General features: G+C 57.7%; 14 protein-coding genes. 12 read left to right on the top strand and 2 right to left on the bottom strand.

Annotation, left to right across the window (positions count from 1 at the left end):
• Position 1 precedes the first annotated feature (1 nt).
• From AC1ENN_RS07615 to AC1ENN_RS07560, 12 genes are all read left to right on the top strand, one after another.
• Positions 2-565, top strand: a complete 564-nt coding sequence (locus tag AC1ENN_RS07615) for an HIT family protein (protein ID WP_449646759.1) — start codon at positions 2-4, stop codon at positions 563-565.
• Between the two features lie 53 nt (positions 566-618).
• Positions 619-1,521 (top strand): pyridoxal 5'-phosphate synthase lyase subunit PdxS, encoded by a 903-nt coding sequence (pdxS, locus tag AC1ENN_RS07610; protein ID WP_449646758.1) that lies wholly within the window; start codon positions 619-621, stop codon positions 1,519-1,521.
• Complete coding sequence (gene pdxT, locus AC1ENN_RS07605; RefSeq protein ID WP_449646757.1) at positions 1,511-2,122, top strand: pyridoxal 5'-phosphate synthase glutaminase subunit PdxT; 612 nt, start codon at positions 1,511-1,513, stop codon at positions 2,120-2,122. The genes pdxS and pdxT overlap by 11 nt, the downstream gene beginning before the upstream one ends.
• An 18-nt stretch (positions 2,123-2,140) precedes the next feature.
• Positions 2,141-2,755, top strand: coding sequence for a hypothetical protein (locus AC1ENN_RS07600; RefSeq protein ID WP_449646756.1), 615 nt, complete (start codon positions 2,141-2,143; stop codon positions 2,753-2,755).
• Between the two features lie 51 nt (positions 2,756-2,806).
• The gene (locus AC1ENN_RS07595) at positions 2,807-3,565 is read left to right on the top strand and encodes a YebC/PmpR family DNA-binding transcriptional regulator (protein ID WP_449646755.1); all 759 of its coding nucleotides are present in this window, start codon (positions 2,807-2,809) and stop codon (positions 3,563-3,565) included.
• A gap of 3 nt (positions 3,566-3,568) precedes the next feature.
• Positions 3,569-4,180 carry a crossover junction endodeoxyribonuclease RuvC gene (gene ruvC, locus AC1ENN_RS07590; protein ID WP_480390808.1) on the top strand — a complete coding sequence of 204 codons (612 nt, stop codon included), beginning with the start codon at positions 3,569-3,571 and terminating at the stop codon, positions 4,178-4,180.
• A complete protein-coding gene (gene ruvA, locus AC1ENN_RS07585; protein WP_480390807.1) occupies positions 4,177-4,794 on the top strand; it encodes a Holliday junction branch migration protein RuvA in 618 nt (205 codons plus the stop codon). The genes ruvC and ruvA overlap by 4 nt, the downstream gene beginning before the upstream one ends.
• Positions 4,794-5,825: a Holliday junction branch migration DNA helicase RuvB gene (ruvB, locus tag AC1ENN_RS07580; RefSeq protein WP_449646752.1), complete on the top strand. Its 1,032-nt coding sequence runs from the start codon at positions 4,794-4,796 to the stop codon at positions 5,823-5,825. The genes ruvA and ruvB overlap by 1 nt, the downstream gene beginning before the upstream one ends.
• A gap of 64 nt (positions 5,826-5,889) precedes the next feature.
• Positions 5,890-6,327 (top strand): preprotein translocase subunit YajC, encoded by a 438-nt coding sequence (locus tag AC1ENN_RS07575; RefSeq protein ID WP_449646751.1) that lies wholly within the window; start codon positions 5,890-5,892, stop codon positions 6,325-6,327.
• Positions 6,328-6,418: 91 nt separating this feature from the next.
• Positions 6,419-8,164 carry a protein translocase subunit SecD gene (gene secD / locus AC1ENN_RS07570; RefSeq protein WP_480405762.1) on the top strand — a complete coding sequence of 582 codons (1,746 nt, stop codon included), beginning with the start codon at positions 6,419-6,421 and terminating at the stop codon, positions 8,162-8,164.
• Entirely contained in the window at positions 8,164-9,180 is a 1,017-nt protein-coding gene (secF, locus tag AC1ENN_RS07565) for a protein translocase subunit SecF (RefSeq protein WP_449646749.1), read from the top strand. The genes secD and secF overlap by 1 nt, the downstream gene beginning before the upstream one ends.
• A 112-nt stretch (positions 9,181-9,292) precedes the next feature.
• Positions 9,293-11,539, top strand: a complete 2,247-nt coding sequence (locus AC1ENN_RS07560; RefSeq protein WP_480405761.1) for a RelA/SpoT family protein — start codon at positions 9,293-9,295, stop codon at positions 11,537-11,539.
• Here AC1ENN_RS07560 and AC1ENN_RS07555 read toward each other — a convergent pair.
• Complete coding sequence (locus tag AC1ENN_RS07555) at positions 11,536-11,799, bottom strand: hypothetical protein (RefSeq protein ID WP_480405760.1); 264 nt, start codon at positions 11,797-11,799, stop codon at positions 11,536-11,538. The two genes, AC1ENN_RS07560 and AC1ENN_RS07555, sit on opposite strands and share 4 nt — an antisense overlap.
• Before the next feature lie 20 nt (positions 11,800-11,819).
• Entirely contained in the window at positions 11,820-12,107 is a 288-nt protein-coding gene (locus tag AC1ENN_RS07550) for a hypothetical protein (RefSeq protein ID WP_480405759.1), read from the bottom strand.
• Positions 12,108-12,135: the final 28 nt, after the last annotated feature.

Genomic DNA, 12,135 nt, shown 5'->3' with positions numbered 1-12,135 from the left:
CGTGCGCGACTACGACGGTTCCGAGCTTCCGGCGGGGGAGTCTAGTAACGACTTCGCTGCGGTGCCTGACGCGTTCCAGCGGCTGTGGACGCCCCATCGCATTGCGTACATCATGGACCAGACCCAACCAGAGAAGGATGATTGTCCGTTCTGCGTTGCGCCAACCCTGGATGACGAAAAGGCTCTCATCGTTGCGCGGGGAACTCACGCGTACGTTCTGCTCAACCTCTTTCCGTACAACAGCGGGCACTTGCTCGTGTGCCCGTACCGCCACGTCGCGCTCTATGACGAAGCTACGGATGACGAAGTTGCCGAGATCGCCTCACTCACTCAGACAGCAATGCGAGTGCTGCGCGAAACCTCGAAATCGCACGGATTCAATATCGGCATGAATCAGGGAGCGTTGGCCGGAGCGGGCATCGCTAACCACCTTCATCAACATGTGGTGCCTCGGTGGGCCACCGACTCGAACTTCTTTCCCATCGTTGCGGGAACAAAGGCGATTCCGCGTCTACTTGGTGAAGTGCGTGACGAGCTCGCTAACGCGTGGCCAACGAACCACTGAGAAGGAATTGGCTACGCCCTTCACCGCCAATCCGACGGTAAAATTGGGTCACTATGAGCGACAACACTTCATCAAACCAGTCGGGCACGAGCCGCGTTAAGCGTGGACTCGCTGAAATGCTCAAGGGCGGCGTCATTATGGACGTCGTCAACGCAGAACAAGCGAAGATCGCTGAAGACGCCGGCGCAGTAGCCGTGATGGCTCTCGAGCGCGTTCCCGCAGACATCCGTTCACAAGGCGGAGTGGCTCGCATGAGCGATCCCGACCTCATCGACGGAATCATCGAAGCTGTGTCGATCCCGGTTATGGCGAAGGCCCGCATCGGTCACTTCGTTGAGGCGCAGGTTCTTCAGGCGCTCAAGGTTGACTACATTGACGAATCAGAAGTACTGAGCCCTGCTGACTACGTGAACCACATCGACAAGTGGAACTTCGATGTTCCCTTCGTTTGTGGTGCTACCAACCTGGGTGAGGCGCTGCGTCGCATCACTGAGGGTGCCGCGATGATCCGCTCGAAGGGTGAAGCCGGAACCGGTGACGTCTCTGAGGCGACCAAGCACATCCGCACCATCAAGGGCCAAATCAACGAGCTTCGTTCGAAGACTGCTGACGAACTCTATGTTGCAGCTAAGGAGCTTCAGGCTCCCTACGACCTCGTTCGGGAGATCGCTGAAACCGGCAAGCTCCCGGTTGTTCTTTTCACCGCTGGTGGAGTTGCGACTCCGGCCGACGCTGCGTTGATGATGCAGCTTGGTGCCGATGGCGTATTCGTTGGTTCAGGAATCTTCAAGTCGGGAAACCCGGCTCAGCGCGCCGCCGCGATCGTCAAGGCAACGACGTTCTTCGATGACCCCAGTGTGATTGCGGCAGCATCGCGCGGACTCGGTGAAGCCATGGTCGGCATTAACGTTTCTGACCTCGCTGCTCCTCACCGTCTCTCTGAGCGTGGCTGGTAGTTCACCAGTCGGTCAACTCCCTATTGGAGTTCTCGCTCTCCAGGGCGATTTTCGTGAGCACCTGCATGTGCTCCAGCAACTGGGCGAAACCGCAGTAGCGGTCAAGACGCCTGAACAGCTGGAGCACATCGCCGGCCTTGTCATTCCTGGTGGCGAATCAAGTGTGATCGACAAACTGTCCCGCCTCTATGGGCTTGCTGAACCCATCCGGTCCGCGATTGCGGCGGGTCTGCCCGTGTACGGAACCTGCGCAGGGCTGATTATGCTCGCAGACACCGTTCTTGATGCAATCGAAGGTCAACAGTCCTTTGGCGGTCTCGATATCGTCGTCAGGCGCAATGCGTTCGGCTCGCAGACTGACTCTTTTGAGACTGATCTTGTCGTGCCTGAGCTCGGTGAAGTACCCGTGCGCGCTGTTTTCATTCGGGCTCCAGTCGTCGTCTCTCTGGGGACGGATGTTCGTGCTCTCGCTACCCTCGAAGACGGTCGCGTGGTCGCTGTCGAACACGGCCAGCTCATGGGTACCTCTTTTCACCCAGAGATCACGGGCGATACACGTTTTCACGAGTATTTCGTCGCGCGAGTGCGGAGCCGCAGCTAGTTCCTGCATCATGGGGGAATGAAACTGTACGCAGACCATGCTCCTCGTCGGGCTCGCCAACTGACCGGTGACATCCTCGCGCTAGTTTTCATCGTTGGGTGGATTGCGCTCGGAGTATGGGTGTATCAACTGATCGCTGCGTTCCAGCAGCTCGGTGTTCAGATGCAGGAGGCGGGGGCCGGCTTCAGGTCTACGATGATCGAGCTGGGGGACACTCTGGGTTCGGTTCCCCTCATCGGGGCGGGCATCCGAGTTCCCTTTGATGGAGCGAGCGACGCCGGGGTCGCGTTGGAAAATGCCGGACAGAGCCAACAAGACACGGTGCTTGCTACTGCGACCGTCGTTGGGATAGTGATTGCGGTTGTTCCCATTGCGCTAATCCTTTTGTTGTGGCTGGTGCCCCGACTGCGATTCGCGCGCCGAGCAACCGAAGCGAAAATCCTCTTGAGTTCTCCAGGTGGCGCAGATTTGCTTGCTCTTCGCGCGTTATCTACTCACAAGCTGGGGGATCTTGCCGAGGTGGCGCCAGACGCCGCCGCGCTGTGGCGGGCTGGGGATCCGGTGATTGTCGCGCGTCTTGCACAGCTCCAGTTGCACTCGCTCGGCGTGCGCAGCGCGCTTGTCGAGCACTAGAGCGGGGATTCGCGCAGGCGAACTGTCTGCGTGCCCGGTAGAATGGTGTTTATGTCAGGGCATTCCAAATGGGCAACTACCAAGCACAAGAAGGCGATTACTGATTCTCGCCGCGCGAAGTCATTCGCGAAACTGATCAAGAATATTGAGGTCGCCGCCAAGATTGGCGGAGCTGACCTCTCGGGTAATCCGACTCTTGTTGACGCTATTCAAAAGGCGAAGAAGACATCGGTGCCCAACGACAACATCGATCGTGCAGTCAAGCGCGGCTCCGGCCAGCTTGGCGATGCCATTGAGTATCTCAACATCATGTACGAAGGCTACGGCCCCAATGGTGTTGCTCTTCTGGTCGAATGTCTCACCGACAACAAGAACCGCGCTGCGGCAGACGTACGCACCATCATGAGTCGTAACGGCGGTTCGCTCGCTGACCCTGGCAGCGTCGCTTACAACTTCGAACGCAAGGGTGTTATCTCGATCACTAAGACCGAGGGCGTCACCGAAGACGACATCCTCATTGCCGTACTCGATGCCGGTGCTGAAGAGGTCAAGAACCACGGCGAAGGCTTCGAGGTAATTACCGACACGGCGCACCTCGTTCAATCGCGGGACGCCCTTCAGGCGGCAGGGATTGACTACGACTCCTCAGAGGCAGAATTCGTTCCCCACCTCAAGGTCGAAGTTGATGCGGACACCGCGCGCAAGGTTTTCCGACTGATTGATGCTCTTGAAGAGTCTGACGACGTTCAGAATATTTACTCGAACTTCGACATCACGCCTGAGGTGCAGGCCGAACTCGACGAGGACTAGTCGATGACGCTCCGCGTGATCGGGATTGATCCCGGTCTCACGCGATGCGGCATCGGTGTGGTGGATGTTGCACCAGATCGTCGCGCGACGCTCGTGCATGTTGGCGTGGTGCGCACCCCTCCGGGCATGGCGTTAGAAGAGCGACTCCGCGAAATTGGCGACGGCATCGATGCGGTGATCGCCGAATTCGCGCCTCAACAGCTTGCGCTCGAACGAGTCTTTGCCCAAAACAACGTGAGCACAGTGATGGGAACGGCTCAAGCAAGCGGAGTCGCAATGTATGTCGCCGCTCGCCACGGCATACCGGTCACCCTCCACACCCCCACCGAAGTGAAGCTTGCGATTACGGGATACGGTGGCGCTGAAAAGAAGCAGGTTGGCACAATGGTTGCGCGTGTTTTGGGCCTCGCTGAAGCTCCTAAACCTGCGGATGCGGCGGATGCCTGTGCTCTCGCAATTTGTGGAGCGTGGAAGAGTGGCCCTGGTTTCGCTGCTTCTCCGTCAGGTCGCGGGGCTGATCGCTCAGGGTCATCCGGCTCATCACAGCTGACACCGGCCCAGGAGGCGTGGCGGTCAGCAGAGAAGTCGGCGGGTGCTCGTAGGGTGAAGCCATGATTTCTTCCCTTCGTGGCACCGTCCTTGCCGCGGCCGGAACCACGGTCGTCATCGAAGTTGGGGGAGTGGGCCTCTCGGTGAGTGTCACTCCCGAGCACGCACTATCGGTGCGCGTCGGATCCGAAACTCAACTCAATACAGCGCTCATCGTGCGTGAAGATGATTTAGCGCTCTATGGGTTTCGCACTCCGGACGAACTTTCTGCGTTCACCCTGCTTCGCGGCGTAACGGGCGTTGGCCCTAAAAGTGCGATGGGCGTGCTTGCTGCCCTCGCGCCAGAGGAGATAGCCCGTGCCGTGGCCGAAGAGAACGACGCTGCATTTCGTAAGGTATCGGGCATCGGTCCGAAGACGGCAAAACTCATTGTTCTCAATCTCGCAGGCAAACTCTTCGTTAGTTCTCCCCAGCGTGGCGCTCAGCCCGTTGTCTCCACTCCGGTATCCGAAAGTGTGTCGATGGCGTTGCAGGGGCTCGGGTGGTCTGAGAAGCTTGCCCGGCCCGCGGCTGAGGCTGCCTTCCGCGAGGCAGCAGAGGCCGATAAAGGCAATACACAGGCCGTCTTGAGGCGCGCCCTTCTGCTCGTCGGCTCGCAAACCCCGAATGGTGGTTCGTGATGCCTGACAACGATGATGTCGTCGCCAACTCTGGTGTTGAGTCGGATGCAGAGCTTGCCTTTGAGGGCGCGCTTCGACCGAAATCCCTCCATGAGTTTGTCGGTCAGCAGAAGGTGCGTGGCCAACTGCAGCTTCTTCTGAAGGCAGCAGCGATGCAAAACCGCACGGCAGACCACATCTTGCTTGCGGGCCCACCCGGCCTCGGCAAGACAACATTGGCGATGATTGTTGCGCACGAAAGTAACCGACCATTGCGCATGTCTAGCGGTCCTGCGATCCAGCACGCCGGTGATCTTGCGGCGGTATTGTCGTCGCTTCTTCCCGGCGAAGTTCTCTTCATCGACGAAATCCACCGGATGGCACGCTCGGCCGAAGAGATGCTCTACCTCGCGATGGAAGACTTTCGCATCGATATTATGGTCGGCAAGGGCGCCGGCGCGACATCCATTCCTTTAGACATTGCGCCGTTCACGCTTGTCGGTGCCACGACGCGATCGGGATTGCTGCCGAACCCGCTGCGAGATCGTTTTGGGTTTACCGCACACCTTGAGTTCTATGACGAGCCCGAGCTTGAACAGGTACTCGTTCGTGCTGCCGTGATGCTTGAGCTCGAGATTGATCGCGATGCGATCGCGGAGATTGCTGGTCGTTGTCGCGGCACTCCTCGAATCGCGAACCGATTGCTTCGGCGTGTGCGCGATTACGCGCTCGTCAATCACATTCCGGCTTCTCGGGATGCGGTGCGTGCCGCCCTTGAGCTGTACGACGTCGATGAACGCGGCCTTGATCGTCTGGACAGAGCGGTGATGCAGACCGTACTGACCCGCTTTGATGGCGGACCAGTTGGACTCAGCACGCTTGCAGTTTCCGTCGGAGAAGAAGCAGAGACGGTCGAGTCAGTCGTCGAGCCGTTCCTGGTGCGAATAGGGCTGTTGTCGCGCACGCCGCGCGGTCGTGTTGCGACTCGCGCAGCGTGGGAGCACTTCGGCATCGACGATCGAAATTCGTCTCTCTTCAGTGATGAACTATAGTTTTATTGGCTTAGTACGCGCCTCAGCTTGAGCGCCAGGCCCACAGACCACCGAAAGGTACCTCATGGATCCTCTTTCTATTGCGATGCTCGCCATTCTTGGCGTACTCATCTTCTTTATGTTCCGCAACAGCCGCAAGCGCAAAGCTCAGATGGCAGAACTGCGCGAGCAGATGGTTCCTGGCGTCGAAGTTATGACTAACTTCGGGCTTTTTGGAACGCTCGTTACCAACGACACCGTTGCCAACTCTGCCGAGATCGAGATCAGCACTGGCGTAATCGTCAAGGTTCACAGCCAGACGCTGGCCAAGGTCGTTGTCGAAGAAGAGGCTGTCGAAGGCGCTCCTCGTTCGGTGGAAGAAGCTATGGAAATCGCCAACCGCGAAGCTGCGGAACGCGAAGCTGGCACTGCTGAGGTTGACGCTGACGTGAAGCCAGAATTTGGTGAGTTGTCAGACACGAAGCCGGCTAGCTCTGCTGAGTCAAAAAAGGCGTCCGAGTAACCCACTAGTGTTGAGAGTCGTCCCTCCCGAGGACGGTTGTCCAATGGCGTGCGCTTCTGCACTGCTCTGTTAAGAAAGCTGAGTCAATTAGGTGGCAAGAACTACCCCTGTGAAAAACGCGTGGCGAGCCATCGTCTGGCTCACCGCACTCACGGTGGGGCTCTCCGTATTGATCGGTGCTGGCTCCATTTTCGGTTCGGCCTCCTGGGCTCCGAAGCTCGCTCTTGACCTTGAGGGGGGAACGCAAATCGTTCTCGCCCCTCAGCTCGAGAGCGGACAGACGGTTTCCAAGGAGCAGCTGGCTCAAGCAGTCTCGATTATTCGAGATCGTGTCGACGCCAGTGGTGTCGCTGAAGCTGAAGTTACGACTCAAGGCGCGAGCAACGTCATTGTCTCGATCCCGGGTACTCCTGATAAGGAAACACTCAACCGGATCCAGTCATCGGCAAAGCTCGAATTCCGCCCGGTGCTCTACACCGAGGTCGCGACGACTGCTGCTGCTGAAGCAACTCCTGAACCGACCGATGCGGCGGAGACGCCGGACGGAGAGTCGGCAACGAGCACCCCAGAGCCGACCTTGGCCACAACGCCAACCGCGACACCCACCGACGCAAGCGATCTCAACTGGATTACCGAATCTCTTTTCGACGAATACACCAACTTCGATTGTGCTTCGCTCGACAGCTTTAGCGTTGCTCCCGCTGCTGAGCCGCTCATCACTTGTGATTCGGATGATGCCTTCAAGTACATTCTCGGCCCAGTCGAGGTAGAGGGCAGCACGATCACCGACGCGAGCAGCGGACTGATTTCCAGCTCGCAAGGCGTCAGCACCGGACAGTGGGGCGTCTTCCCGACGTTCAACGCCGAGGGCACCACAGACGTCGCAGCGATGACTACGCGTCTCTTCGGCTTCGACAACACTGATCCGCGCAACCGATTCGGAATCGTGCTCGACGGTCGTGTCATTTCGGCGCCGACGACTCAGGGCATCATTACTGGCGGAAACCCACAGATTTCGGGTTCGTTCGACCAGGACAGCGCAAAAGTTCTTGCTGACCAGTTGAAGTTCGGTGCGCTACCCATTGGTTTCGAAGTACAGAGCAACGATTCCATCTCAGCGACGCTAGGTACAACTCAGCTTAATTCTGGGCTGATCGCTGGTCTGATTGGTCTCCTGCTGGTCGTCATCTACTCGCTGTTCCAATACCGCCTTCTCGGTCTCGTTACGGTGGCTTCGCTTGTAGTCGCCGGAGTGCTCACCTATCTCGTCATCGCCTACCTTTCGTGGCAGCACGGCTACCGACTCTCGTTGGCTGGTGTTGCCGGACTGATTGTGGCGATCGGATTTACCGCGGACTCGTTCATCGTCTACTTCGAACGCATTCGAGACGAACTTCGCGATGGTCGATCTCTGACCGGCGCGGTCGAGGCCGGTTGGAAGCGTGCCCTGCGCACTATCTTCGCTGCGAAGGCCGTCAACCTTCTTTCGGCCGTAGTTCTGTTCGTCCTTGCCGTGGGAAACGTTCGCGGTTTCGCGCTGACCTTGGGACTCACCACAGTGATCGACGTGCTCGTTGTCGTTCTCTTCACGCATCCCATGCTTCAGTTGCTCGCAACAACGAAGTTCTTTGCGAGCGGACACCCCATTAGCGGTCTTGATCCCCGAGCTCTGGGCGCGGTCTACCGCGGTCGAGCTCAGTTCAGAACGCCGGTAGCCACGAAGGCGACCGCGGGAGCAAGCCGCGAGGCTGCTCGCCGCCAAACTATTGCTGAACGAAAAGCTGCTGAGTTGGCGGGAACCGCCAAAGATTCCAGCTCAGATGGAAAGGCATCCTGATGGCTAGCTTCTCGAAGTTCGGCAACGACCTCTACACCGGTGAACTATCGGTTAACTTCATCGGGCGTCGGATGGTGTGGTACACCCTCGCGATAGTTTTGATTGTGGTGTCCATTGCTGGCCCCGCGCTCCGTGGTGGTTACGTACTGGGCATTGAATTTACTGGTGGATCACAATTCCAGATCGACTCGGTCGAAGCGCTAACAGATCCTGCTACCAACGCCGACGCTCAGAACCTTGCGATTGACACCGTATCGGGAGTGGTAGCAGAAGCTGATCCCAAGGTCACCGTGGTGGGAACTGACTCCTTGCGTGTGCAAACGGAACAGCTTGAAGCCGACCAGTCCGACGAGGTGCGCGATGCCTTGGCCGGCGCGTTCAATGTCGACAGCGACCAGGTGGCCGCATCGTTTGTTGGCCCGTCATGGGGCGCAGACATCACGAGTTCTGCACTGCGGGCTTTGCTCGTCTTCGTCGCTCTCGCGGCCATCATGATGGCGATCTATTTCCGCACGTGGAAGATGTCGCTCGCAGCGATGATTGCGTTGCTCCACGACATTGTCATCACTGCCGGCGTCTATGGACTCTTCGGATTCGAGATCACTCCTTCCGCAGTTATCGGGTTCTTGACGATCCTTGGTTTCTCGCTTTACGACACCGTTGTGGTGTTCGACAAAATTCGAGAGAACACCTCGGAAGACGGGGCCGAATCCCGACGCACGTTCGCTGAATCTGTCAACCTTGCGGTTAACCAGACTCTTGTTCGCTCGATCAACACCGGAGTCGTTGCAGCTCTGCCTGTCGGTGCGATTCTCTTCATTGGCGCTTATGTGCTCGGTGCCGGCACGTTGCGCGATATTGCTCTTGCGCTCTTTATCGGAATCATTGTTGGTACTTATTCCACGATCTTCATCGCTGCTCCGCTCTACGCGCAGTTCCGTGAGAATGAGCCTGCAATTCTCAGTCGCACGAAGCGGTTGACCGCAGCGCGCGCCGAAGAGAAGGACCGCAAGTAGCCAGCGTGCGCGGACGTGGATCTCGACGTTCGCAGGCTGCGCAGTGCCCCGATAGGGGTAACGGTATGCCAATGCAGCTACGCGTTCTAGAATTGTTCTAGGGGGTAGCGGAATGAGTGAATCACCACAGTCAGCTGCCTCGTTCCGTGCGCTGTTGCCGAGGATTTTCTCCCGCGCTCAGCCCGCTGGAGCCGTAGAGAATTTACTGCGAACGGTAAAGACTCATCACCCTAAAGCGAACCTTGCACTGATCGAGCGCGCCTATGCCGCAGCTTTCCGAGCGCACGACGGTCAGAAGCGTAAGAGCGGTGAGCCCTACATAACTCATCCCGTCGCGGTGGCGCAGATTCTCGCTGATCTCGGTATCGGTGAGAAGACGATCGCCGCTGCACTCTTGCATGACACCGTTGAAGACACTGACTACTCGCTTGATGAGTTGAGGGTTGAATTCGGCGATGAGATTGCGATGTTGGTCGATGGTGTGACCAAGCTCGACAAGGTCAAGTACGGCGACAGCGCGCAAGCCGAGACGGTGCGCAAGATGATCGTCGCGATGTCGAAAGACATCCGAGTCCTCGTGATTAAGCTGGCCGACCGTCTCCATAACGCTCGCACGTGGGGCTTTGTGCCGCGCGAGTCTGCTTCCCGAAAAGCACAAGAGACACTTGAGATTTATGCACCGCTCGCGCATCGTCTGGGTATTCAGGCGATAAAAATTGAACTCGAAGACCTGTCGTTCGCTGTGCTCCACCCTAAGATCTACGTCGAAATCGAGAGCCTGGTAACTAAGCGCACCCCGATGCGTGACGAATTCGTCAAAGAGGTCATTGCCTCGGTTAATGACGACCTCAAGACATCGCGGATCAAGGGCACTGTCGCTGGCCGTCCGAAACAGTACTACTCGATCTATCAGAAGATGATCGTTCGAGGTCGCGAGTTCGATGAAATTTATGACCTTGTGGGCATTCGTGTTCTCGTGAACTCTGTTCGCGATTGTTATGCGGTGCTTGGGTCGATCCACGCCAGATGGAATCCGATTCCTGGTCGTTTCAAGGACTACATTGCGACGCCTAAGTTCAATCTTTATCAGTCTCTTCACACGACGGTCATCGGACCGCACGGTCGCGCGGTTGAGATCCAGATTCGAACGAGCGAGATGCACCACCGTGCCGAGTTCGGTGTAGCTGCGCACTGGAAATACAAAGACCGTAGTGCGGGCAAGATCGTCGAATCTGGGCCCGTTGATAGCGATATGGCGTGGCTTGCGCACATCACGGACTGGCAGGCCGAAACGTCAGACCCCGGTGAGTTCCTTGAGTCGCTGCGATTCGAGATCGGCGCCAAAGAGGTATACGTCTTCACTCCTCAGGGAAAAGTGATCGGCCTACCAGCTGGCGCGACGCCCGTCGACTTTGCCTACGCGGTGCACACGGAAATCGGGCACCGCACTATGGGTGCCAAGGTCAATGGGCGGCTCGTTCCCCTAGAGACAGAACTCACCAGTGGCGACTCTGTTGAGGTCTTCACCTCCAAGAGTCCGGATGCTGCTCCTAGCCAGGACTGGCTCAGTTTCGTCAAGAGCACTCGAGCCCGAAACAAGATTCGCGCCTGGTTCACGAGGGAACGCCGCGACGAAGCTATCGAGCAGGGCAAGGACGCGATCGCGCGCGCAATGCGTAAGCAGAATATGCCACTGCAAAAGCTCATGAATCACGAGTCTTTCGCCGACCTCGCGTCGACAATGCGTTACGAAGACGTATCTGCGTTGTATGCCGCAGTGGGTGAAGGGCACGTTTCCACTCAGTCGGTAATTGAAAAGCTTGTCGCGTCGCTGAGTTCAGGTACTGAAGAGGACGAAGGGGAACTCACATTCCCCGCGCAGGGAAAGCTGCGTCCCTTCAAGCACTCTGACTCCGGAATTCTCGTGCGGGGAGCGCCAGACATTCTGGTGAAGCTGGCGCGCTGTTGCACCCCGGTACCGGGAGACAAGGTTGTCGGATTTGTCACTCGTGGCGCCGGTGTTTCCGTTCACCGGGCGGATTGTAAGAATGTTCAATCGCTCCTAGACGAGCCCGAGCGCATGATCGACGTTGAATGGGCGCCAACGTCAAAGAGTCTCTTTCTCGTGCAGATTCAGGTTGAGGCGCTCGATCGTTCTGGCTTGCTTTCAGACATCACCAAGGTGCTGAGCGAAACACACGTCAACATTCTTTCTGCCACCGTCAACACGTCAACGGACCGTTTAGCTATCAGCAAATTTGTTTTTGAAATGGGAGATACAACCCATCTCGATCGCGTGCTCAATGCCGTGCGTCGTGTTGACGCGGTCTATGACGTTTATCGCGTCAATAGCGGCTAGCTCGCGGCGGGCTGAGGATGTCTCGCACGCACCAACGTGAGTCGCTCAAGGGCGATCCGTTTTTGGGGCAAATTGCGACGGACCAGCATTGAGTTAGCGCACTCGGAATAATCCAACGTGCCTTCGGTCATCAATGTTGCAATTGCTTGGATCTCGCGGTTTCCGAAGCTCTCGCTAAATCTCAGTAGGTCAATTACTGTGCGGAGTCGTGAGGTCACGCTCACGCCGGCCACGCTATCAATCTCTTCTGGAGAGATCACGACTTCCCGCAGCGTTGCATTCAGGCTCGCATGCGGCCTAGTTCGTGCGCCGATGGCAACGCAGAGCTGATGCCGCCGTGGGGAGTCACCAGCGCACCCCACACCCAGGCTGCGCTCAACCTCTCGGCAATTATTCGCGGATCGAGCACCACACCGAGGGCCCGTGCACGCAAGTGCGTCGTTTCAAATTCGTCAATAGGGCAGAAGCATTGATCGAGGGCATAGAGCTCTCCATCGAGGACGGCACACTGCAGCTCAACAAGGGGCAGATCGAGTGCGCTGAGCACGGAAGGAAGTCGCGAGGTCATTCCTCTATCGTGCAGTGGCACTCACGCC

The sequence above is a fragment of the Rhodoglobus sp. G.S.23 genome (assembly GCF_056675935.1).
Note: the sequence above shows the minus strand (reverse complement) of the source record. Positions and strands in the feature narration are given on the sequence as shown.

Bases quoted from the DNA above. Each gene is read 5' to 3' on its own strand.
- pdxS (WP_449646758.1), top strand. From the start codon at position 619: ATGAGCGACAACACTTCATCAAACCAGTCGGGCACGAGCCGCGTTAAG.
- AC1ENN_RS07600 (WP_449646756.1), top strand. From the start codon at position 2,141: ATGAAACTGTACGCAGACCATGCTCCTCGTCGGGCTCGCCAACTGACC.
- AC1ENN_RS07595 (WP_449646755.1), top strand. From the start codon at position 2,807: ATGTCAGGGCATTCCAAATGGGCAACTACCAAGCACAAGAAGGCGATT.
- ruvC (WP_480390808.1), top strand. From the start codon at position 3,569: ATGACGCTCCGCGTGATCGGGATTGATCCCGGTCTCACGCGATGCGGC.
- ruvA (WP_480390807.1), top strand. From the start codon at position 4,177: ATGATTTCTTCCCTTCGTGGCACCGTCCTTGCCGCGGCCGGAACCACG.
- ruvB (WP_449646752.1), top strand. From the start codon at position 4,794: ATGCCTGACAACGATGATGTCGTCGCCAACTCTGGTGTTGAGTCGGAT.
- AC1ENN_RS07575 (WP_449646751.1), top strand. From the start codon at position 5,890: ATGGATCCTCTTTCTATTGCGATGCTCGCCATTCTTGGCGTACTCATC.
- secF (WP_449646749.1), top strand. From the start codon at position 8,164: ATGGCTAGCTTCTCGAAGTTCGGCAACGACCTCTACACCGGTGAACTA.
- AC1ENN_RS07560 (WP_480405761.1), top strand. From the start codon at position 9,293: ATGAGTGAATCACCACAGTCAGCTGCCTCGTTCCGTGCGCTGTTGCCG.
- AC1ENN_RS07550 (WP_480405759.1), bottom strand. From the start codon at position 12,107: ATGACCTCGCGACTTCCTTCCGTGCTCAGCGCACTCGATCTGCCCCTT.